Below are 21,821 nucleotides of genomic sequence, written 5' to 3' on the forward strand. Positions count from 1 at the left end.
GCACGCGAAGGCCTCAGCTGGCACAAGCCGTTCACCAAGGTGCTCGACGAGAGCGACGCGCCGTTCTACAAATGGTTCGACGACGGCGAGCTCAACGCGTCGTACAACTGCCTCGACCGCCACGTCGAAGCCGGCAACGGCCAGCGCGTCGCGGTGATCTTCGAGGCCGACGACGGCACCGTCACGCGCGTCACCTATGCCGACCTCCTCGCCCGCGTGTCGCGCTTCGCGAATGCGCTGAAGAAACGCGGGATCGCGAAGGGCGATCGCGTCGTCATCTACATGCCGATGTCGGTCGAAGGCATCGTCGCGATGCAGGCCTGCGCACGCATCGGCGCGACGCACTCGGTCGTGTTCGGCGGCTTCTCCGCGAAATCGCTGAACGAGCGGCTCGTCGACGTCGGCGCCGTTGCGCTGATCACCGCCGACGAACAGGCGCGCGGCGGCAAGACGCTGCCGCTCAAGAGCATCGCCGATGAAGCGATCGCGATGGGCGGCTGCGAGGCCGTCAAGAGCGTGATCGTCTATCGCCGCACCGGCGGCAAGATCGACTGGCACGGCGAGCGCGACCTGTGGATGCACGAGCTGACCGATGCCGAGTCCGACACGTGCGCACCGGAATGGGTCGGCGCCGAGCATCCGCTGTTCATCCTGTATACGTCAGGCTCGACCGGCAAGCCGAAGGGCGTGCAGCACAGCACGGGCGGCTACCTGCTGTGGGCCGCGCAGACGATGAAGTGGACCTTCGACTGGAAACCCGACGACGTGTTCTGGTGCACGGCCGACATCGGCTGGGTCACGGGCCACACGTACATCACGTACGGGCCGCTCGCATGCGGCGGCACGCAGGTCGTGTTCGAGGGCGTGCCGACCTATCCGGACGCCGGCCGCTTCTGGAAGATGATCGGCGACCACAAGGTCACCGTGTTCTACACCGCGCCGACCGCGATCCGTTCACTGATCAAGGCGGCCGAAGCCGACGACAAGGTCCACCCGAAGAGCTACGACCTGTCGAGCCTGCGCATCATCGGCACGGTCGGCGAGCCGATCAATCCGGAAGCATGGATGTGGTACCACAAGCACGTCGGCCAGGAGCGCTGCCCGATCGTCGACACGTGGTGGCAGACCGAAACCGGCGGCCACATGATCACGCCGCTGCCGGGCGCGACGCCGACGGTGCCGGGTTCGTGCACGCTGCCGCTGCCGGGCATCATGGCCGCAGTGGTCGACGAGACGGGCCAGGACGTGCCGAACGGGCAAGGCGGGATTCTCGTCGTCAAGCGTCCGTGGCCGGCGATGATCCGCACGATCTGGGGCGACCCGGAGCGCTTCAAGAAGAGCTATTACCCCGAGGAACTCGGCGGGCGGCTGTACCTGGCCGGCGACGGCACCGTGCGCGACAAGGACACCGGCTACTTCACGATCATGGGCCGGATCGACGACGTGCTGAACGTGTCCGGTCACCGGCTCGGCACGATGGAGATCGAGTCGGCGCTGGTCTCGCACGAGCTGGTTGCCGAAGCGGCGGTGGTGGGCCGCCCGGACGACACGACGGGCGAGGCGGTGGTCGCGTTCGTGGTGCTCAAGCGTTCGCGTCCGGAAGGCGAAGAAGCGGCTGCGCTCGCGAAGTCGTTGCGCGACTGGGTCGGCAAGCAGATCGGGCCGATCGCGAAGCCGAAGGACATCCGCTTCGGCGACAACCTGCCGAAGACGCGCTCGGGCAAGATCATGCGGCGCCTGTTGCGCTCGCTCGCGAAGGGCGAGGCGATCACGCAGGACACGTCCACGCTCGAGAACCCGGCGATCCTCGATCAGCTCGCGGAAGTGCGCTGATCGCGCCCGTTGCGCGCATTGCGCGTACGAGCCCCTGCGCGGCAATCCCGATTGCCCGCGCAGGGGCTTTTTGCTAAATAACGGCATGACCGTTTCGTCCCGTCCGGCGCGCGCCGTGCCGCCGCCCGTTCCCGAACCGCTTGCGCGTGCCCATGCGCGCTATTGGCGCTTCAACGTCGCGCTGATCGCGGTGCTGATGGCGATCGGCTTTACGGTGTCGTTCGTCGTGCCGTTCTTCGCGCCCGCGCTCGCGGGCATCCGCTTCGCCGGTTTCAGCCTGCCGTTCTACGTCGGCGCGCAAGGCGCGATTCTCATGTATCTGGTGCTGATCGTCGTCTACATCGGCCTGATGCAGCGCGCGGATCGCACGCTGCGCCGCGCGTATGACGACCATGCCGCGGCTGCGGACGATGCTCGCTGAGCCATGCTGACGCATCGACTGATTCGCGCGTACGCGCTCTACACGCTCGGCTTTCTCGGCTTCATCGCGTTGCTGTGGCGGATCGAGCGCGCGACCGGCGCCGGCGTGTGGATCGGCTACGTGTTCCTGTTCGTGCCGATCGCCGTGTATGCGGTGATCGGGCTGTTGTCGCGCACGTCCGATCTCGTCGAATACTACGTGGCCGGGCGGCGCGTGCCGTCCGCGTTCAACGGGATGGCGACCGCGGCCGACTGGCTGTCGGCCGCGTCGTTCATCGGACTCGCCGGCTCGCTTTACGCAACCGGCTACGATGCGCTGGCCTACGTGATGGGGTGGACGGGCGGCTTCTGCCTCGTCGCGTTTCTGCTGGCGCCATATGTGCGCAAGCTCGCGCGCTACACGATTCCCGACTTTCTCGGCACGCGCTTTTCGAGCACCGCCGTGCGCGCGCTCGCGGCCGGCGCGGCGATCCTGTGCTCGTTCGTCTATCTGGTCGCGCAGATCCAGGGGATCGGGCTGATCGCGACGCGCTTCATCGGCGTCGATTTCGCGATCGGCATCTTCTGCGGGCTCGCCGGCATTCTCGTGTGCTCGTTTCTCGGCGGGATGCGCGCGGTCACGTGGACGCAGGTCGCGCAGTACATCATCCTGATCAGCGCGATCCTGATACCGGTGTCGTTGATCGCGATGAAGAACGGGCTCGGGCCGGTGCCGCAGTTCAATTACGGGAAGCTGATGGAGCGGGTGGCGGCGCGTGAGGCGCAAGTGCGCGACGCGGCCGACGAGCAGCAGGTGCGCGATGCGTATCGGCGACAGGCCGCGGTCATCCAGACGCAGCTGGACCGCTTGCCGGCGTCGTATGCGGATGCGCGCCGGCAACTCGTCGACCAGCTTGCCGACCTCCGGCGCCATAACGGTCCGCTGCGTGAGATCAACCAGCGCGAGCACGAACTGGCCGATTTCCCGCGTGACCCGACGGCGGCGCGCGTCGCATGGACGCAGGCGCGCGACGATCTGCTTGCGCGCGCCGAGCCGCCGGTGCCGATGCACGAGCCGTTTCCCGCCGCGAGCGACGACGAACGCAAGCCGCGCGAGCGGAATTTCCTCGCGCTGTTGTTGTGCCTGTCGCTCGGCACCGCGAGCCTGCCGCATATCCTGACGCGCTACAACACGACGACGTCGGTCGCGTCCGCGCGCCGTTCGGTCGGGTGGACGCTGTTCTTCATCGCGCTGTTCTACCTGAGCGTGCCGGTGCTCGCGGTGATGATCAAGTACGAGATTCTTGCGAACCTCGTCGGGCGGCCGATCGCCGAATTGCCCGCGTGGGTCACGCAGTGGCATCACTTCGAACCCGACCTGATCAGTGTCGTCGAGGTGATTCGCGACGGCATCGTGCACTGGTCGGAAATCCAGATGCAGCCGGACATGGTCGTGCTCGCCGCGCCGGAGATCGCGGGGTTGCCGTATGTCGTGTCGGGGTTGATCGCTGCGGGCGCGCTGGCCGCGGCGCTGTCGACCGCGGACGGCTTGTTGCTGACGATCGCGAATGCGTTGTCGCACGACGTCTATTACTGCATGGTCGCGCCGGATGCGTCGAGCCAGCGGCGCGTGACGATCTCGAAGGTGCTGCTGCTCGGCGTCGCGCTGTTCGCGTCGTATGTCGCGTCGCTCAATACGGGGAAGATTCTGTTTCTGGTGGGGGCCGCGTTTTCACTTGCGGCGTCGAGCTTCTTTCCGGTGCTGGTGCTCGGGGTGTTCTGGAAACGGACGACGACGCGCGGCGCGCTCGCCGGAATGGTGACGGGGCTCGCCGTTTGTGTGTATTACATCGTGTCGACGTATCCGTATTTCACGCAGCTTACGGGGTTTGCCGGGCGGACGTGGTTCGGGATCGAGCCGATCAGTTCGGGCGTGTTCGGGGTGCCGGCCGGGTTTGCGGTGGCGATTGCGGTGAGCTTGCTCGATCGGCCGCCGGATGAATATACGCGGGCGTTGGTGGATTACATTCGGCATCCGTGAGGGGGAGGAGCGGCGACGTTCGAACAGACCGCACCTGAAGAAGGATCATCATTGTTGCGTGGTCGATATGGTCAACGACCATGCTGCCGCGTTCGCAAGTGGAGCGTTGGCGGATAAGAAGGGACCTGGGCTGACGGCGTTCGTTCGCGCTGGAACAGCGCCTGTCGCGGCGGCGGGGCGCGACCGATTCTGGCGGCGTGGCATTTGTCGTCGGCCGGCGCAAAGCCGGTGCTCGGCGAGCGATAAAGAAAAAGCCCCGCAGAACATTGATTCTGCGGGGCTTTTCAGTATGTCTGGCGGAGAGAGGGGGATTCGAACCCCCGATAGGCGATTAACCTATACACGCTTTCCAGGCGTGCGACTTAAACCACTCATCCATCTCTCCGGAAGACCGAGAGTATAGCAAACTCTGGCGGCCCCTCGCCACCCCCTTTCAACGACCCGTCGACGCCGACCGGCACCCACCCGCCGCGGCGCGCGCAGAGGGTCTGCGCCCGCGCGTCAGAAATCCGTCGTCATCGACAGCCACACCGAGCGCCGAGCGCCCCGCGTCAGATGCCCGCCGATCGCCGACGACCAGTACGGCTTGTTCGCGACGTTGCGCATGGTTGCGCGCAACGTCGTCGACCGGGACTCCTGTCGGAGGGTCTGCTGGCGCTGCGCGCGCGATGTCCGACCGGTGCGATGTCCGCGTCATGCTGCCTACGCTCGTGAAGTCCCGGCGATTCCCATGTCAGCGCGGCATTCGTGCACATGGACGGACGGCGCAATTTCACAATTCGTGACCAGTTGATGTCGTTCGTCTCACCCCCGTCGGTCCGTTCCGCGGGCAGGCTCGATGACCCTTGGTCGGTCGGCGCGGCGGTGGTCGACGGCGTCCAGGTCGCCCGAAATCACCCAAAATTCGGTTATTTCATTTTCATTTCATATTGATCTGACATGTAAGCTTGGGCGGGCCGCAATCCCGCGCGGTGGCGGTAGATGGCCGCAGGGGCGGCGTTGCCCGGCCGACGTATCGCGATGCCTGATTACAAAATGAATGGAATATGAAAGAATTCGTTCCCTTGACGCAATGGGGCCACGGCATTTATTGTCCGTCTGCCGCCCGTGAGAGAGCACGACGGCAATCGGATGCGCGCCGCGCGCACGACAACACGCAACAGAAGCAAAAAAGGAATGTGGTAGCCACATGAAGCCGCTATTCGATGACAAGAAATCCGATGCGGTCAGCGATCGTCCTGCCACCCCGTCTTCGTCTCCCGTCGCCGTTCCCGTCGCCCCCGTCGCGCCGGCCGCCCCCGTGCCGGACAACGTGCGCCTGATCACCATCGACGAGATCGACCAGCTCGGCGCGACGCAGGGCACGCGAATCGCTGCTTTCTCGCAGCGGATTCTCACGAGCGTGCGCGCGTCGGATGCCGACCAGTTCGGCGACAAGCTCAACGCGCTGATCGCGACCGCGAAGGGGCTCGACCCGCGCGGCGCCGACAAGGGCGGGCTGCTCACGCAGGTCACGCGGCTGTTCCGCTCGACCAAGGAGAAGCTGCTGTCGCAGTACGAGTCGGTGAGCAAGCGGATGGATACGCTCGTCGTCGAACTCGAGACGCATGCGCAGCGGCAGAAGGCCGGCATCGACGAGCTCGAGCGCATGTACACCGACAACTACGCGCTGCACCAGGAGCTCGCGCACGCGAAGGCACACGGCGAAACGGCGCTCGCGGCGCTGCGTGCGCATCTCGCCGCCGGCCAGCAGCCGGCGGACGACGCGTTCGCCGCGCAGCGCCTGCTCGACGTGAAGCGCAAGGTCGACGCGCTCGAAAGCAAGCTCGACGATCTCGACCGCGCGATGCTGATGTCGAAGCAGCTCGCGCCGCAGATCCGGATGGAGCAGGACCAGAAACGCACGCTGACGTCGAAGTTCATGACGATCAAGACCGTGCTGATTCCCGCGTGGACCAACGCGTTCGCGCTCTACCTCGAGCAACTCAGCACGAAGCGCGCGGCGGCGCTCGCGAACGCGACGTACGACGCGGCCGACGAGGCGATCCGCGCGCAGGCCGACCTGAATCGACAGAACGCGCAGGAAGTCGCGAAGCTCGGCCAGCGTCCGGTGATTTCGACCGACACGTTCGAATACGCGCAGCAGCAGCTGTTCGGCGCGTTCGACGACATCACGCAGATCATCGCCGACGGCCGCCGCCAGCGCGAGCAGGACGCGCCGCGCCTGCGCCGGCTCGAACAGGACCTGATCACCCGATTCGCTCCGAGGCAAAACTAACAACCAAGAGAACCGAGAGAACACCGCATGATTACGCTTGAGAAACGCGCGGCGAAGGTCGCGATCGTCCTCGAAAAACGCCAGATCCTGAAGCCGGCGGTCGTGCGCGTCGGCGCGGCGCTCGACATCTCGGGTTCCGCGAAGCCGCTTTACCAGTCGGGGGTGATCCAGGAGACGCACGACCGGATCCTCGGCATCGCGCTGAAATTCGACGACAACGGCGAAGTCGATACGTGGACCTTCACCGAAGGCTACAACCGCCTGCCGACCGCGACGCCGGAAAACTACGGTTCGTACATTTCCGACCACGTGCTCAACGCACGGATCGACAAGTGGGGCGGCACGCAGTACGCGCCGGTGATGAACGACATCGTCGACTTCTTCTTCCGCGCGCCGGAACCCAAGCGCGAAGAAAAGCGCGGCTTTCTGAGCCGGCTGTTCGGCGGCGCGGACGACACGCCCGCGCCGGCCGCGTCCGCGCCGGTGAACGGCCATCTGCCCGCGTGGGTGCTGTTCGTCACCGACGGCCAGAACCCGAAGAACGACCGCAAGCGCGTGCGTCAGCTGCTGGCCGAGTCGCAGCACTTCCCGCTGTACTGGTCGCTCGTCGGCGTCGGCGACCCAAGCGAATTTGGCTTTCTCGCGGAAGTCGCCGACGAGATGCCGAACGTCGGCTTCCTGCACCTGGAATCGCTCGACGTGAGCGACGAACAGATCTACGAACAGCTGATCACGCAGGAATTCTGCGACTGGGTGCGCGCGAAATGAGCGCGCCCCGCCAATCCCTTTTTCTGAACCCGGTTACCCCATCATGTTGAAAGACTTCAAGATCCCGTTGTCGCTCACGGTGCTCGCGCTGATCGCGGCCTATCTCCTCGGCGGCGTGAAGGACATGCTGATCGTCGCAGTCCTGTGCGTGCTCGAAATTTCACTGTCGCTCGATAACGCGGTCGTCAACGCATCGGTGCTCAAGAACTGGTCGGAGAAGTGGCGCAACCGCTTCATGGTGTTCGGCCTGCCGGTCGCGGTGTTCGGCATGCGGCTCGTGTTCCCGCTGCTGATCGTCGCGGTGATCGGCCACATCGGCCTGTGGGATGCGCTGACGCTCGCGGTCGAATCGCCGGACAAGTACGCGGCGGTGCTGACGTCCGCACATCACGAGGTGTCGGCGTTCGGCGGCGCGTTCCTGCTGATGGTGTTCTTCAAGTTCATGCTCGACGCCGAGAAGGACGAGCACTGGATCGGCTTCCTCGAAGGCCCGATGCGCCACCTCGGCCGCATCACCGCGCTGGAAGTCGCGCTGACGCTCGCGATCGTGATCATCGCGTCGTTCTACGTGCCGGCGGCCGAGCAGGTCAGCTTCCTGCTCGCGGGCGCGTTCGGCGTGATCGGCTTCGTGATCGCGCACGGCGTGGGCGATCTGGTCGGCGGCGAGAACACGGGCACGCGCGTGGTGCGCGAAGGCGTTGCGGGTTTCATGTATCTGGAAGTGCTCGATTCGTCGTTCAGCTTCGACGGCGTGATCGGTGCCTTCGCGCTGTCGAACAACATCTTCCTGATCGCACTCGGCCTCGGCGTCGGCGCGGCCTACATCCGGGAAATGACGCTCGTGCTGCTGAAGAAGGGCACGCTCGCGCAGTATCGCTATCTCGAACACGGCGCGTTCTGGGCGATCGGCGCGCTCGCGACGATCATGTTCCTCGGCGTGAAGTTCGACGTGCCCGAGGTCGTCACGGGCCTGATCGGCGCGGCGATGATCGCGGCGGCGGTGTGGTCGTCGATCGTCGCGCAGCGCAGGGAAGACCGGACTGCGGTCGCAGGCGAGTAGCGCAGCACACCCGCAGCACACCCGCAGCACACGCACAACGTCATCAAGGGGCCGCACGGCGCGGCCCGGCATTGCCGCCGGCGCAACGGCGGTTCCAGCAGAAGAGGTTCAGATGATCAATTTGTCGAAAGGCGGTCGCGTCAACCTGTCGAAGGAAGCGCCCGGCACGCAGAAATTCCGCATCGGTCTCGGTTGGGATGCGAACGCGACGGACACGGGCACGGATTTCGATCTCGACGTGTCGGTGTTCCTGTGCAAGTACGACGCGCAGAGCTACCCGAAGCTGATCTCGGATCAGCACTTCGTGTTCTACAACAGCGAAGTGCGCACGATGGACCGCAAGGAAACCTTCATCCAGCCGGGTGACGATTTCCCGAAGCGCGGGATGCCCGCATCGAAGTGCCTGGGCGTCGTGCATAGCGGCGACAACCGCACGGGCAGCGGCGACGGCGACGACGAAATCATCTTCATCGACATGACGAAGCTCGCGGCCGACGTCGAGGAAATCTCGGTGGTGGTGACGATCGATCAGGCCGAAGCGCGTCGCCAGAACTTCGGCCAGGTTCGCAACAGCTACATCCAGATCGCCGACGAGGTGTCGGGCGCGGTGATCGCGAAGTATGCGCTCGAGGAAGATTTCTCGATGGAGACGTCGGTGCAGGTGGGCAGTTTCTATCGTCGCGACGGGCACTTCATGTTCAAGGCGGTCGGCGCCGGCTACAACCGCGGCCTCGGCGATTTCGTGCGCGCGTACGGCGGCGTGGTCTGACTGGCGGCAGCCCGGCGTGCGGAACACCGCCGCGCCGCGCAGGAAGCAGCGATGACGAATCCGTCCGACGAGCCGAAGCGGCTCGAGTTCGATACGACGCCCGAGCGCACGCCCGGGCGTCTTGCGTTCGACACGCCGGCCGCGCCCGGTGCGCCGGTCGCGCGTGCGTCCGAGCGGCCCACGCCGCAGGCGCTCGATTTCGGGCCGGCGCCCGCGTCCGATCAAGCCGTGCGTACAGCGCCCGCCGATGCGGTCGGCCGCGCGCTGTTCGGCGAGTCGAACCATTCGCAGCTCGAAGCGTGCTTCCGCGCCGCGCAGGCCAGCTTTCCGACGCTCTATCCCGACTACGCGCCGCGCATCGAGCGGCACATCCGGCAACTGGTGCCGCTCAAGCTCGCGACCGTCGCGACGATCGGCGACGGGGCGCTGGAGGCGGCGGGCAATCTCGTCGAAGCAGTCGCGGCGACGACGCGCGAATTCAACGAACTCGGCGCGGCCGACATGATGGCCGGGATGCTCGCGCAGGCAACGCGCAAGACCGGCATGTTCGAACGCTGGTTCGGTACGGCGTCCAGCCATGTCGACTACCGCGCGGCGCTCGGCGCGCTCAAGCAATCGCTCGGCTTTTTCCCGCGCCGCACCGAGGCACTCGCCGCGAAGGTCCGTCATGCGGAAGAAAGCCTCGTGGTCGTGCTCGCGGCGCTGAGTGCGGTGTCGGACGTCGTGCGCGCACCGGACGACACCGGTATCGAGCGCACGCTGTTCGACCGTCGCAATATCGTCGGGCAGGCCGTCCAGCAGATCCGGATGCAGCCCGCGCAACTGCGCGGGCTCGACGAGCGCGTGACCGATCTGCTGTCGCGCGCCGATCACCTGATGAACGTCGTGCTGCCGGCGGCGCTGGCAGCGCGGCCGCAGCGCTGAGCGAACGGCACGAACGGCACGAACGGCACGAACGGCGGCACGAACCGCACGAACCGCACGAACCGCACGAACCGCACGAACCGCACGAACGCGCGCGCTCCGGCACGCGCATTCGCTGCGCGAGCCGTGCGGCACCGCGCCGTTTCGCGCGGACCGGCGCGATTCTGCTATCTTCCCGGGCATCTCACTGCTTCCCCGTCTCTCCATGACCGACCGCATCGTCGCCGCCTTCGATTTCGACGGCACCATCACGACTACCGACAGCTTCCGTCACTTCGTCCGCTACGCGGTCGGCACGCCGCGTTTCGCGTGGGCCGGCCTGCGCGCGCTGCCGTGGATCGTCGCGATGAAGGCCGGGCTGCTGTCGCGCGGCGACGCGAAGGCGAAGTTCGCGTGGTTCGCGTTCGGGCCGATTCGCGAGGACGCGCTCGATGCGTTGGCGAGCCGGTTCGTCGACGGCTATCTACCGAACCTCGTGCGACCGGAAATGCTCGAGCGGATTCGCGAGCATCAGGCGCGCGGGCATGAAGTCGTGCTGGTCAGCGCGTCGCCGTCGCTGTATCTGGAGAAGTGGGCGAAGACGGCCGGCATCGACACGGTGCTCGCGACGCACCTCGCGTTCGAGCGCGGCGTGTTCACCGGACGGCTGAACGGCGAGAACTGCTGGGGGCCGCAGAAGGTCGTGCGCTTGCGCGGCTGGTGGCGGAATCAGCCGCCCGCGAAACTGTTCGCGTACGGCGACAGCCGCGGCGACAAGGAAATGGCCGAACTCGCGAACTGGGCGTGGATCCGCGGGCACGGGCCGATGCTGCCGATCGGCGACTGATGCGAGACAGTCGGAACGCTTGACAGCAGCGGCGCGCCGGCACGCGCCGCACGCGGCCGCCGTTACGCGTCGATCCGCTGGCCGCCGCGCGCTGCGCGAACCGGACGAACGGGACCAACAGGAGCAACAGGAGCAACAGGACCAACAGGACCAACAGGACCAACAGGACCAACAGGACCAACAGGACCAACAGGACCAACAGGACCATACGCGCCCCAGCGATTCGCGCGCTTGAACGTACCGACATCGTTGAACCGCACGCCAACTTTCCGCAGCGCCGCATGCGCGGTTCGCGCGGTCAGCTGGCGGATGTAGAACGGATCGCGCACCACGAAGTGATGAATCGCGTGCGTGCTGCCGAAGTTGCAGCAGAACAGCTGGAACGGCAGCAGCCACCACGGATCGAGCACCTGCGTCTGCTGGATCACGTTGCGCGAATCGATGTCGCCGAAGTAATGCATGTTCGAGCTGACGAAGTTGATGCAGAAGCTGCGCACGAAGTTCGGCCCGAGCCACACGACCGCAAGAAAATCGACGACGCGCATCACGCGCTCGACGATCGCCGGCACGCTCGGCGTATAGCCGAACGCATGCAGCGCGAACAGGGCGGCGTGATACACGATGAACGCGTGCCACAGCGCGTAGTACCCGTGGCCGATCGGCATGTACGACGAAACCTGTTCGACACGCAACTGCGCGCGCTCGGCCGCGTCCTGCACCTGCTGCGCGGCGACGTACTGCCTGACCTTGCGGCGCATCGCGTCGGGCCGCAGCACGACGGCGAGCATCCCGTCCGCGATCATCAGCAGCCGCTTCACGCCCCAGCGTTCGCCGTTGGTGATGCCGTATTCCTCGAGATCCGATTCGCCACCCGACACCTTGTGGTGATGCAGGTGCATGCGCCGCCGCGTCCACGGGTTGATCGTGCCCGGCCGCGTGAGCCAGCACAGCGCCATCATCAGGTGATAGGCCCACGGCGTCTTCTTGAAGTACATCAGGTGGATCAGGTCGTGCTCGAGCTCGTGGATCAGCGACGTGACGAATGCGGCAAGCGGCAGCGCGAGGTACCACGCGATCGCACCGCGCGCATACAGCCACGCGATCGCGAGCATCGCGCTCACCGACACGGCCATCACGCTCGCCCCGACAGCGTTCTGGCGGTCGAGCAGCGGAAAACGCGCGCGAATCGCATCGCTCGCGGCATTGACCTCGCGGCGCACGTACGCGACCTTGTCGGCGTCGTTGCGAAAGACGGTTCGTGCAGGTTGGCTCATCGAGCGGAATCCGGGCGGAAAGCGTAGGGTGCAATGCCGATGTGACAAGCATAGGCGCGCACCGGAGCGCGCGCGAGGGCCGCCGGTGCCAATGATGGTGTTATTTTGGGCCACCTTGGACGGCGCACCGGCGGGCGAACCCGCGCCGCGTGGCCAGAGTGTGCTGCGGGCGTCATTGCGGGCCGGCGACCCTACAATCCGCCGAAATCGCTCCGGAGTCCGCCGCATGACCCTGTCCATCCCGGATGCCGCGCGCCAGCTGAACAATCGATCAGACGATGAATCGATTCGGACGATCAGACGCTCAGACGATCGCCACCCAGTTCGCCCCGCGGCCGCCCGGCACGCGCGCATGCGGCGTCAGCGTGCCGTCGTCCGGCGCGATTGCATACACCGACACATATTCCGACTGCTCGCCGCACGCGACGAGCCAGCGTCCCGACGGATCGATCGCGAAGCCGCGCGGCTGCGTTTCGGTGGCCGTCGCGTGCGCGGGTTCGAACGTGCCGTCCGCGTTGCGGCGATAGCAGAGCAACTGGCTCGACGTGCGTTCGCTGACGTACGCGAGGCGCTCGTCCGGGGTGAGGTGTACGTCGGCGGCCCATACGGAAGGCTCGTCCGGCGCAGGCGGGCGCGCATGACCTTGCGCGAGGCTCGCGACGGCAGGGTGGCGCACGCTTACGTGGGCATCGCCGAGGCGGCCGCTGTCGGCATCGCGCGGGAAAGTGGCGAGCGTCGCGACGAATTCGCTGACCACGACGAGCGTGCGGCCGTCGTGTGCGAAGCGCAGGTGACGCGGGCCGAAGCCGCCCGGCACGCGCGTTTCGCCATGTTCGAGCGCACGCAGGCCGCCGGCATCCTCGACCAGCGCGAACGTGAAGATGCGGTCCGAGCCGAGCGAGCTCACGTAGGCGAAGCGATTGTCCGGCGACACGACGACCGCATGCGCATTCGCGATGCCGTCCGCGACCTGCAGCTGCGCGCCGTCGCCGTCGCGCATGCGCGCGGCATCGTAGAGGCTCAGCGAGCTGCCGCCGTACGACGCGCCGAGCAGCCACCGGCCGCTGCGGTCGAGCGACAGGTACGCGTGGCTTGCATCGATCGCGGTCGTACCGATGCGCGCGAGCGCACCGGTCGCGGCCGCGACGCGGAACGCGACGATCGTAGGCTGCTCGCCGCGCGTCGCGACGTAGAGGCGCGCGCGGTCGGGTTGCACGGCGATCGGCATCGCGACGTCGCCGGCCGGGTAGCGGGCGAGCGGCGCGAGCGCGCCGTCGGGCGTGAGCGAGAACGTGGCGAGGTCGCCGTCGGTGGCATTCGAAACGACGACGGTCAGGCGGTCAGTGTTCGGCATGGCGGAGCATCGAAGCATTCGTGAAGGACGCGTCGGCCGGCAGGCCGCGCGGCGGATCGCCGCGCCGGTGCGTGCGCGCGAACAGCGCGGCGACCGCGGCGACGACGGACGCGATCGCGAGCGCATACAGCCCGCCCGTGATCGAACCCGTATGTTGCTTCAGATAGCCGAACGCCGTCGGCGCGACGAAGCCGCCGAGGTTGCCGATCGAGTTGATCAGCGCGATCACGGCCGCGGCCACGCGGGTATCGAGGTAGCCCTGCGGAATCGGCCAGAACAGCGACGACGCAGCCTTGAAGCCGAGCGCGGCGAAGCAGATCGACGCGAACGACCAGACCGGATCGTGCGACGTCGACGCGAACAGCCCGCATGCGGCGAGCACGAGCGCGAACGACAGCCAGCGCTGCGGATGCTTCCATTTCGACGACAGCACCGCGAAGCCGTACATCGCGCCGATCGCGATCATCCACGGAATCGTGTTGTACAGGCCGACCTGGAAATCGGTGAGGCCGCCCATCTTGCGGATGATCGTCGGCAGCCAGAAGGTGGCCGCGTAGATCGTCAGCTGAATCGAGAAATACAGGAAGCAGAACAGCACGATCTGCGGGTCGCGCAGCAGCGTGGCGGCCGACACGTGCAGTTTCGAGCGCCCGTCGCGGATCGCACGCTCTTCGTCGAGCGCGTTCTGCAGTGCCGTGCGTTCGTCGGCGGTGAGCCACATCGCGTCGCTGATGTGCGATTTCAGCAGCAGCCAGCTCGCGCCGCACAGCGCGACCGAGAACAGCCCTTCGATCAGGAACATCCACTGCCAGCCCTGCAGGCCGAAGCCGTGGATCGACAGCAGCGCGCCGGTCACCGGCCCGGACAGCACCGACGCGAACGCGGAGCCGCCGAGGAAGATCGCCATCGCCTTGCCGCGCTCCTGCGGCGGCAGCCATTGCGACAGGTACAGCACGACGCCGGGAAAGAAGCCGGCCTCGGCCGCGCCGAGCAGGAAGCGCAGCGCATAGAACGACGTGTCGTTCCACACGAACGCCATCGCGGCCGCGACGATGCCCCACGTCGCCATGATCCGCGCGAGCCAGACGCGCGCGCCGTAGCGTTGCATCAACAGGTTGGACGGCACTTCGAACAGCGCGTAGCCGACGAAGAACAGGCCGGCGCCGAGCCCGTACGCGGCCGCGCCGATGCCGATCGACGCTTCGAGATGGCGGTCGACGAAGCCGACGTTCACGCGGTCGATGTAGTTCGCGATGAACATGATCAGCACGAGCGGCAGCACGTGCCACTTCACTTTCGAGACGGCGGACGCGAGCGGGTCGCGGCCGGGCAGGGCGGGCGAGGTCAAAGGAGTCTCCGGTCGGGCGGCGAACGGGCGCAAGCCCGTGTCGACGTTGAGGTAATGAATGAGTAGTATGTTGTCGTACGACATGGTACGCCGGAGATTGGTCCATGAGGTCGCGGGTTTACCCCAAAATCACATGGATATCGGGAATGCCATGAGGCCGTTTGGGGAAGGATCACATCTGATGACGTATGACATCGGCGCGCCAACACCCGCTGGCCGCCGCCCGGATGCGCCGCAAGCCCGCGGCGTGTCGCCCGTTACGCCATCGACACGACGCTGTTGAGCAGCGTCTTCACGAGCACGGCCTGCCGCGTCGCGCCCGTTTTCGCGAAGATCCCGCGCAGGTGCGCGCGGGCGGTGTTCTTCGTGATGCCGGTCGCGGCGGCCGCCTCGTCGAGCGTCAGCCCGTCGACGAGCAGCAGCGCGATCTCGGTTTCCATCGGCGTCAGCCGGAACAGCCGGTGCAGCATGTCGCGCGACGTCTGCGGCGATGCCGCCGGATCGCGGATGAAGACCGCGACGGCCGGCCGGTGCTGGCGGTCTTGCGCGCCGCGATAGGGCGCGAGCGGGCGCAGCAGCACGTTCAACGGCATCGCGCCGCCGGGCCGCGACAGCGTGGTGGCCTCGATGCGCGCGAGCGCACCCGCGCGGAAATGCTCGAGCGCGGCCTGCAGCGCCTTCTGCAGCCGGCGCTCGTCGAGCGGGCACGACGCATGGAGCCGTTCCTGGCACAGGCACAGGCCGTCCTGCTGCTCGATCAGCCGCTCGGCGATGCGGTTGCGCTTGATCACGCGACCGTCCTCGTCGACGATCGCGGTGCCGACATCGAGCCTGTCGACGGTGCCCGCGTACAGCGCGCGTTCGGCATCGAGCACGTCGAGCGCGGCGTGCAGTTCGACCGCGCGCTGCAGGTGCGGCAGCAGCGTCGCGACTTGCGCGCGCTCGGCCGGGCCGAACTCGCGGCCGCCGTGCGCGCGGCTCACGAAGAACGCGCATTCGACGCCGCGCTCGCCGCGCAGGTTCGCGCCGAGGATGTAGCGCAGGTCGAGCGGCTGCAGGTATTGCCGGTAGAAGTCGTGTTCGCGCCACCGCGCTTCGCCGAACAGCGCATCGGCCGTGAAGAGCTGGCCGGCCGGCTGATCGAGAAACGGGCACAGCGCGTAGAACTGCTCGCTGTACGACGGCTCGCCGGGCAGCAGCGGGCCGTGGCGCGACGCGTTGATGATGAGCCCGCGCCGCGTGCCGCCGGGATTGCGCAGCACGAGCGTCGTGAAGCTTGCGTCGAGCCGCACGCGCATCGCTTCGAGAAAGCCTGCCCACGGCGTCGCTTCGGACGGGCCCTGATAGACGAGCGTGAGCCACGCGCTCAGCTCGCGGGCGCTCCAGGCCGCGTCGTCGAAACCGTCGTGCGCGGCCGTGTCGCCGGGCGCCAGCGCGATCCGCATGCTCGTGTTCTCCTCGGTCGGGTGAATGCGCCCGACCAGCATACCGACCGGCCGGCGGCCCGCGTCATCCGAACGGAGTAGACGCGGGCCGCGCCCGTACGACACGGCTCGTGTTGCCTGCGTCCCGGTTAGGCGGTGCGTTCGCGCAGCAGGTACGCGACGATGCGCTCGGCCGCGGCTTCCGGCGATTCGGTCACCGTATCGATGCGCAATTCCGGCTGCGCGGGCGGCTCGTACGGCGAGTCGATGCCGGTGAAGTGCTTCAGCTCGCCGTTGCGCGCCTTCTTGTACAGGCCCTTCGGATCGCGCTCCTCGGCGACCGCGAGCGGCGTGTCGACGAACACTTCGACGAACTCGTCCGGGCCGACCATCGCACGCGCCATGTCGCGCTCCGCGCGGAACGGCGAGATGAACGACACGAGCGCGATGAGCCCCGCATCGAGCATCAGCCGCGCGACTTCGGCCACGCGCCGGATGTTCTCGACGCGATCGGCCTCGGTGAAGCCGAGATCGCGATTGAGCCCGTGCCGCACGTTGTCGCCGTCGAGCAGGTACGTGTGCTTGCCGAGCGCATGCAGCCGCCGTTCGACGAGGTTCGCGATCGTCGACTTGCCGGCGCCCGACAGGCCGGTCAGCCACACGATGCGCGGCGTCTGCGCCTTCTGCAGCGCCCGCGCGCTGCGGTCGACGTCGACGGCCTGCCAGTGCACGTTGTGCGCGCGGCGCAGCGCGAAGTGCAGCATCCCCGCGCCGACCGTGTCGTTGGTGAAGCGGTCGATCACGATGAAGCCGCCGGTATGGCGGTTGCGGTCGTACGGATCGAATGCGACGGGCCGATCGAAGCTCAGGTTGCACACGCCGATCTCGTTCAGCGCGAGCGTGCGCGCGGCGAGATGCTCGCGCGTGTTCACGTCGATCTTGTATTTGGGCGTCGCGCAGGTTGCGCCGACGGTCTGCGTGCCGAGTTTCACGAGGTAAGGGCGGCCCGGCAGCAGCGGTTCGTCGTGCATCCACACGAGCGTCGCCTCGAACTGGTCGGCCACTTCCGGCGGTGCATCGGCGCGCGCGATCATGTCGCCGCGGCTGATGTCGATCTCGTCGGCGAGCGTGAGCGTCACCGCTTCGCCGGCGCGCGCGACGTCGGCTTCGCCGGCCGGCGTGATCACCGACGCGACCCGGCTCTCCTTGCCGGACGGCAGCACGCGCACGCGTTCGCCGACGCGGACTTCGCCGGACGCGATGCTGCCGGCGTAACCGCGGAAGTTCAGGTGCGGGCGATTGACCCATTGCACGGGCAGCCGGAACGGTTCGTCGCGCGTCACGCGCTCGACGAGCGGCAGCGTGTCGAGATGCTGCATCAGCGTCGGGCCCGCGTACCACGGCATCCGTGCGCTCGGTGCGATCACGTTGTCGCCGCGCAGTGCGGACATAGGAATGCTGACGATTTCGTCGAGACCGAGCTCGGCGGCGAATGCGCGATAGTCGGCGTCGATACGCTCGAACACCGCGCGATCGTAGTCGACCAGGTCCATCTTGTTGATCGCGAGCACGACGCGCCTGATGCCGATCAGCGCGACGAGATGGCTGTGGCGGCGCGTCTGCGTGAGCACGCCCTTGCGCGCGTCGATCAGGATCACTGCGAGATCGGCGGTCGATGCGCCGGTGATCATGTTGCGCGTGTACTGCTCGTGACCGGGCGTATCGGCGACGATGAACTTGCGCCGCGCGGTCGCGAAGAAGCGGTACGCGACGTCGATCGTGATCCCTTGCTCGCGCTCGGCCGACAGCCCGTCGACGAGGAGCGCGAAATCGAGTTCGCCGCCTTGCGTGCCGACTTTCTTCGAATCGGCTTCGAGCTGGGTCAGCTGGTCGTCGAACAGCATGTTCGATTCGTAGAGCAGGCGGCCGATCAGCGTGCTCTTGCCGTCGTCGACGCTGCCGCACGTGATGAAGCGCAGCAGGTCCTGCGTCTGCGCGTCGTCGGCGTGCAGGTCGCGCGCATCGCGCGGATCGGACGCCGGCGCGAGCGTGTCGGGTGAAGTGAGAACGTGTGCCATCAGAAATATCCCTCCTGTTTCTTCTTTTCCATCGAACCGGCCGAATCGCTGTCGATCAGCCGTCCCTGGCGCTCGGACGTGCGCGTGTCGCGCATCTCCCGCAGGATGTCGTCGAGCGATGTCGCGTCGCTGTCGATCGCGCCCGTCAGCGGATAGCAGCCGAGCGTGCGAAACCGCACCCGGCGCATCTGCGGCACTTCGCCGTCACGCAGCGGCAGGCGTTCGTCGTCGACCATGATCAGCGCACCGTCGCGTTCGACGACGGGCCGTTCCTTCGCGAAGTAGAGCGGCACGATCGGAATGTCGTGAAGCCGGATGTACTGCCAGATGTCCAGCTCGGTCCAGTTGGAAATCGGGAATACGCGCAGGCTTTCGCCGTTGCGCTTGCGTGCGTTGTACAGCGACCAGAGCTCGGGCCGCTGACGCTTCGGATCCCAGCGGTGCTGCTCCGAGCGCAGCGACACGATGCGTTCCTTCGCACGCGATTTCTCCTCGTCGCGGCGCGCGCCGCCGAACGCGGCGTCGAAGCCGTAGTGGTCGAGCGCCTGCTTGAGCCCCTGCGTCTTCCACACGTCGGTGTGCACGGCCGAGCCGTGCGTGAACGGATTGATGTCGTTCGACAGGCCGTCGGGATTCACGTGCACGCGCAGGTCGAGACCGAGGCGCTCGGCGGTCGCGTCGCGAAACGCGATCATCTCGCGGAACTTCCACGTCGTATCGACGTGCAGCAGCGGAAAGGGCGGCTTCGCCGGGTAGAACGCCTTCATCGCGAGATGCAGCATGACCGAGCTGTCCTTGCCGATCGAATAGAGCATCACCGGGTTTTCGCTTTCGGCGACCACCTCGCGCATGATGTGGATGCTTTCGGCCTCCAGTCGCTCCAAGTGGGTCAACATCGTTCGTCTCCTTGTTTCATGCCGGCGCCGCGCGACATGTGCGGCGTTTCATGCATGAAGCCAAGGTATCGAGTGCAGGGCGTCCCGCTCTTCGTCCGGGTGGACTAAACCGGCACGCGGCGGTGGAGCGGATCTTTCCTTAGTCCACCCGGACGAAGTGGCGCGCGGCGGTGGCGCTTAAGGTGAGCGCTCGACCATCGGCGGAGACGAACATGACGGACGACACACGTGCCACGCAATTGCTTTCGGGCCAGACCTGGGCCGATTTCTGCGACACCCTGAAGCGCAGCGGGCAGCAGATCCTGCGCGCCGACGCGCCGGACGATCCGCTCACGCGGGCGGAAGGCTTCCGCTACCTGAGCCGGCTGATGCGCATCGCGCTCGAAATGCACGTCGAGTTCGCGGACGGCGCGTGGCCCGGCTTCTTCTCGCCGTCGCACGAGACCGCGAAGATCGGCGCTGACAATCCCGACAACCTGTACCAGTACGCACGCGTCGACGGCCGTTGCGACTATCGCGTGACGGGGCGGCGCGGCACGGTCGCGTACCTGAGCTTCGGCACGCAGAAAGGCGGCTACGAGACGGACGGCAAGATGCTGCAGACGGGCTTTCTCGATGCGAAGCAGCTCGAGGTCGCGCCGGACGGCAGCTTCGAGATCGTGCTGAGCGAGACGCCGCGCGCGGGCAACTGGGTGCGCATGGAGCCCGGCACGAACGCGTTGTTGGTGCGCCAGACCTTTCTCGACCGGCGCGCGGAGACGCCCGCGCAACTGAAGATCGAGCGCATCGGCGCACACGACCGGCCGGCGCCGCTCGATCCGCTCGCGCTGCAACGCGGCCTCACGCGCGCCGCGCAGTTCGTCGAGCAGACGTCGAAGCTGTTCGCGGACTGGGCCGCGAGCTACGGGTCGCACGTGAACGCGCTGCCGCCCGCCGACCAGGCGCTGTGCCAGTCGGTCGGCGGCGACCCGAACATCTACTACTACCACTCGTGCTGGTCGCTGGCCGACGACGAAGCGCTCGTGATCGACGTCGACACGGTGCCGGACTGCGATTTCTGGAACGTACAACTGAACAACTACTGGATGGAGTCGCTGGACTACCGGCACTTCGACATCTGCGTGAACAAGCACAGTGCGCGGCGGAACGCCGACGGCGGCGTGACGGTGGTGGTCGCCGCAGCACGGCCGGGCGACGCGAACTGGCTCGATACGGCCGGGCATCGCACGGGCACGATCTGCTGGCGCTGGGTCGGCGCCGCGCAGCCGGTGCATCCGCGCACGCGCGTCGTGAAGCTCGCTGCGCTGAAGGAGGCCGCATGAACGCATCGCTCGATCCGATCCGCGCGCAGCTCGACGCCGACGGGCTGATCGCCGAGGCCGTGTCGCGCGCGGGCGGGCTCACCGCGTTCGGCGCCGGCCCGTATCGCGAGGCGCTCGACGTGATGTGCGCATCGCTGATCGACGAGGCGAAGCTGTCCGCGCGCGGCGCGCAGATGATGCGCGAGAAGCTCGTCGGCCAGCTCGTGAACCGGCTCGTCGTCGAGGATTACTTCCGCCGCCATCCGGAGATCGCCGACATCGAGATCGACGATCCGCTCGTGATCGTCGGGCTGCCGCGCACCGGCACGACGCTGCTGCAGCGGCTGCTCGCCGTCGATGCGCGGTTTCATTCGGCCGCGTGGTGGGAAACGCGCTATCCGGCGCCGCTCGCCGGCGAGACGCTCGACGCGCCGACCGTGCGCATCGCGCGCGCGCAGGCCGAGGTTGCGATGATGATCGACTGCATTCCGCAGATCCTGACGATCCATCCGCTCGACGCGATGCTCGCTGACGAGGAATTCATGCTGATGGAGCACTCGTTCGTGTGCGCGATGGATTCGTACGCGAACGTGCCGCGCTACACGGCGTGGCTCGCGACGCAGGACCTGACGCCGGTCTATACGTACCTGAAGCGGATGCTGCAGTTCCTGCAGTGGCAGAAGGCGCGGCGCGGCGTCGCGCCGGCCGCGCGCTGGCTGTTGAAGACGCCGCAGCACCTGCACGCGCTCGACGTGCTGTGCCGCGTGTTTCCGCGTGCGCAGGTCGTGCTCACGCACCGCGATCCGGCGCAGACGATTCCGTCGATGGCGAGCATGGCGCACACGCTGTGGCAGATGTATGCGGACGACCCGGACCCGCTCGCGGTCGGCGCGCAGTGGAACGCGGGGATGGCGCGCGCGATCGGTGCCGCGATGGCCGCGCGCGACGCGCTGCCCGCCGACCGGTTTCTCGACGTGCGTTTCGAGGACACCGTATCGAATCCGCTCGGTGTCGCCGAAGCCGTGTACCGCTTCGCGGGGATGCCGCTCGATGCGGCGCAGCGCGCGGCGATGACGGACTGGCTGGCGCGCAACGGCCGCGACAAGCGTGCGGCGCACGACTATTCGATCGCGCGCTTCGGCTTTACCGATGCGCAACTCGCGCACGACTTCGCCGCGTATCGCGCGCGGCACCTGCAGGCGGCCGGCTGATGGCACGCCGCGAGACGAACGACAACCAGGAGACAAC

The 21,821-nt window shown here is 67.1% G+C and carries 15 protein-coding genes, 1 tRNA gene and 2 pseudogenes; 11 read left to right on the top strand and 7 right to left on the bottom strand.

Going from position 1 to position 21,821, the window contains the following annotated elements; translation table 11 throughout:
• The 3 genes from acs to O1Q03_RS34140 all read left to right on the top strand — a co-directional run.
• A partial coding sequence (gene acs / locus O1Q03_RS34130; protein WP_269509248.1) for an acetate--CoA ligase occupies positions 1-1,833 on the top strand: 1,833 nt, incomplete at its 5' end.
• 85 nt (positions 1,834-1,918) lie between these two features.
• Complete coding sequence (locus tag O1Q03_RS34135) at positions 1,919-2,254, top strand: DUF4212 domain-containing protein (RefSeq protein WP_269509250.1); 336 nt, start codon at positions 1,919-1,921, stop codon at positions 2,252-2,254.
• A gap of 3 nt (positions 2,255-2,257) precedes the next feature.
• Positions 2,258-4,273 carry a sodium:solute symporter family protein gene (locus O1Q03_RS34140; RefSeq protein ID WP_269509252.1) on the top strand — a complete coding sequence of 672 codons (2,016 nt, stop codon included), beginning with the start codon at positions 2,258-2,260 and terminating at the stop codon, positions 4,271-4,273.
• 294 nt (positions 4,274-4,567) lie between these two features.
• Here the strand turns inward: O1Q03_RS34140 and O1Q03_RS34145 are convergent.
• Positions 4,568-4,658, bottom strand: a tRNA-Ser gene (locus O1Q03_RS34145).
• 804 nt (positions 4,659-5,462) lie between these two features.
• On the opposite strand from O1Q03_RS34145, the gene O1Q03_RS34150 reads away from it, so the two are divergent.
• The 6 genes from O1Q03_RS34150 (at position 5,463) to O1Q03_RS34175 (ending at position 10,898) form a co-directional block, all read left to right on the top strand.
• Positions 5,463-6,551 carry a toxic anion resistance protein gene (locus O1Q03_RS34150; protein WP_269509254.1) on the top strand — a complete coding sequence of 363 codons (1,089 nt, stop codon included), beginning with the start codon at positions 5,463-5,465 and terminating at the stop codon, positions 6,549-6,551.
• Positions 6,552-6,578: 27 nt separating this feature from the next.
• Entirely contained in the window at positions 6,579-7,319 is a 741-nt protein-coding gene (locus O1Q03_RS34155; RefSeq protein ID WP_269509256.1) for a VWA domain-containing protein, read from the top strand.
• A gap of 43 nt (positions 7,320-7,362) precedes the next feature.
• Entirely contained in the window at positions 7,363-8,379 is a 1,017-nt protein-coding gene (locus tag O1Q03_RS34160) for a DUF475 domain-containing protein (protein ID WP_269509258.1), read from the top strand.
• Positions 8,380-8,491: 112 nt separating this feature from the next.
• On the top strand, positions 8,492-9,148 hold the full coding sequence (locus O1Q03_RS34165; protein WP_269509260.1) for a TerD family protein: 657 nt from the start codon (positions 8,492-8,494) through the stop codon (positions 9,146-9,148).
• Between the two features lie 51 nt (positions 9,149-9,199).
• Positions 9,200-10,072 carry a hypothetical protein gene (locus O1Q03_RS34170; protein WP_269509262.1) on the top strand — a complete coding sequence of 291 codons (873 nt, stop codon included), beginning with the start codon at positions 9,200-9,202 and terminating at the stop codon, positions 10,070-10,072.
• Positions 10,073-10,277: 205 nt separating this feature from the next.
• Positions 10,278-10,898, top strand: coding sequence for an HAD family hydrolase (locus O1Q03_RS34175; RefSeq protein WP_269509264.1), 621 nt, complete (start codon positions 10,278-10,280; stop codon positions 10,896-10,898).
• 215 nt (positions 10,899-11,113) lie between these two features.
• Here the strand turns inward: O1Q03_RS34175 and O1Q03_RS34180 are convergent.
• The 6 genes and pseudogenes from O1Q03_RS34180 to cysD form a co-directional block, all read right to left on the bottom strand.
• A pseudogene (locus tag O1Q03_RS34180) lies at positions 11,114-12,172 on the bottom strand (fatty acid desaturase); the annotation flags it as partial.
• 304 nt (positions 12,173-12,476) lie between these two features.
• On the bottom strand, positions 12,477-13,526 hold the full coding sequence (locus O1Q03_RS34185) for a lactonase family protein (RefSeq protein WP_269509266.1): 1,050 nt from the start codon (positions 13,524-13,526) through the stop codon (positions 12,477-12,479).
• Positions 13,513-14,874 carry an MFS transporter gene (locus tag O1Q03_RS34190; RefSeq protein WP_269509268.1) on the bottom strand — a complete coding sequence of 454 codons (1,362 nt, stop codon included), beginning with the start codon at positions 14,872-14,874 and terminating at the stop codon, positions 13,513-13,515. The genes O1Q03_RS34185 and O1Q03_RS34190 overlap by 14 nt, the downstream gene beginning before the upstream one ends.
• A gap of 257 nt (positions 14,875-15,131) precedes the next feature.
• Positions 15,132-16,319 (bottom strand): helix-turn-helix transcriptional regulator, encoded by a 1,188-nt coding sequence (locus O1Q03_RS34195; protein ID WP_269509269.1) that lies wholly within the window; start codon positions 16,317-16,319, stop codon positions 15,132-15,134.
• 128 nt (positions 16,320-16,447) lie between these two features.
• The gene (cysN, locus tag O1Q03_RS34200; RefSeq protein ID WP_269509270.1) at positions 16,448-18,376 is read right to left on the bottom strand and encodes a sulfate adenylyltransferase subunit CysN; all 1,929 of its coding nucleotides are present in this window, start codon (positions 18,374-18,376) and stop codon (positions 16,448-16,450) included.
• A pseudogene (gene cysD, locus O1Q03_RS34205) lies at positions 18,376-19,290 on the bottom strand (sulfate adenylyltransferase subunit CysD); the annotation flags it as partial. The pseudogene cysD and the gene cysN, both read right to left, overlap by 1 nt.
• A 194-nt stretch (positions 19,291-19,484) precedes the next feature.
• Here cysD and O1Q03_RS34210 point away from each other — a divergent pair.
• Positions 19,485-20,594, top strand: a complete 1,110-nt coding sequence (locus tag O1Q03_RS34210; protein WP_269509272.1) for a DUF1214 domain-containing protein — start codon at positions 19,485-19,487, stop codon at positions 20,592-20,594.
• A complete protein-coding gene (locus O1Q03_RS34215) occupies positions 20,591-21,784 on the top strand; it encodes a sulfotransferase family protein (protein ID WP_269509274.1) in 1,194 nt (397 codons plus the stop codon). Before O1Q03_RS34210 ends, O1Q03_RS34215 begins: the two co-directional genes overlap by 4 nt.
• Positions 21,785-21,821: the final 37 nt, after the last annotated feature.

This window comes from Burkholderia sp. IMCC1007, assembly GCF_027257875.1.
Classification (GTDB): Bacteria; Pseudomonadota; Gammaproteobacteria; order Burkholderiales; family Burkholderiaceae; genus Burkholderia.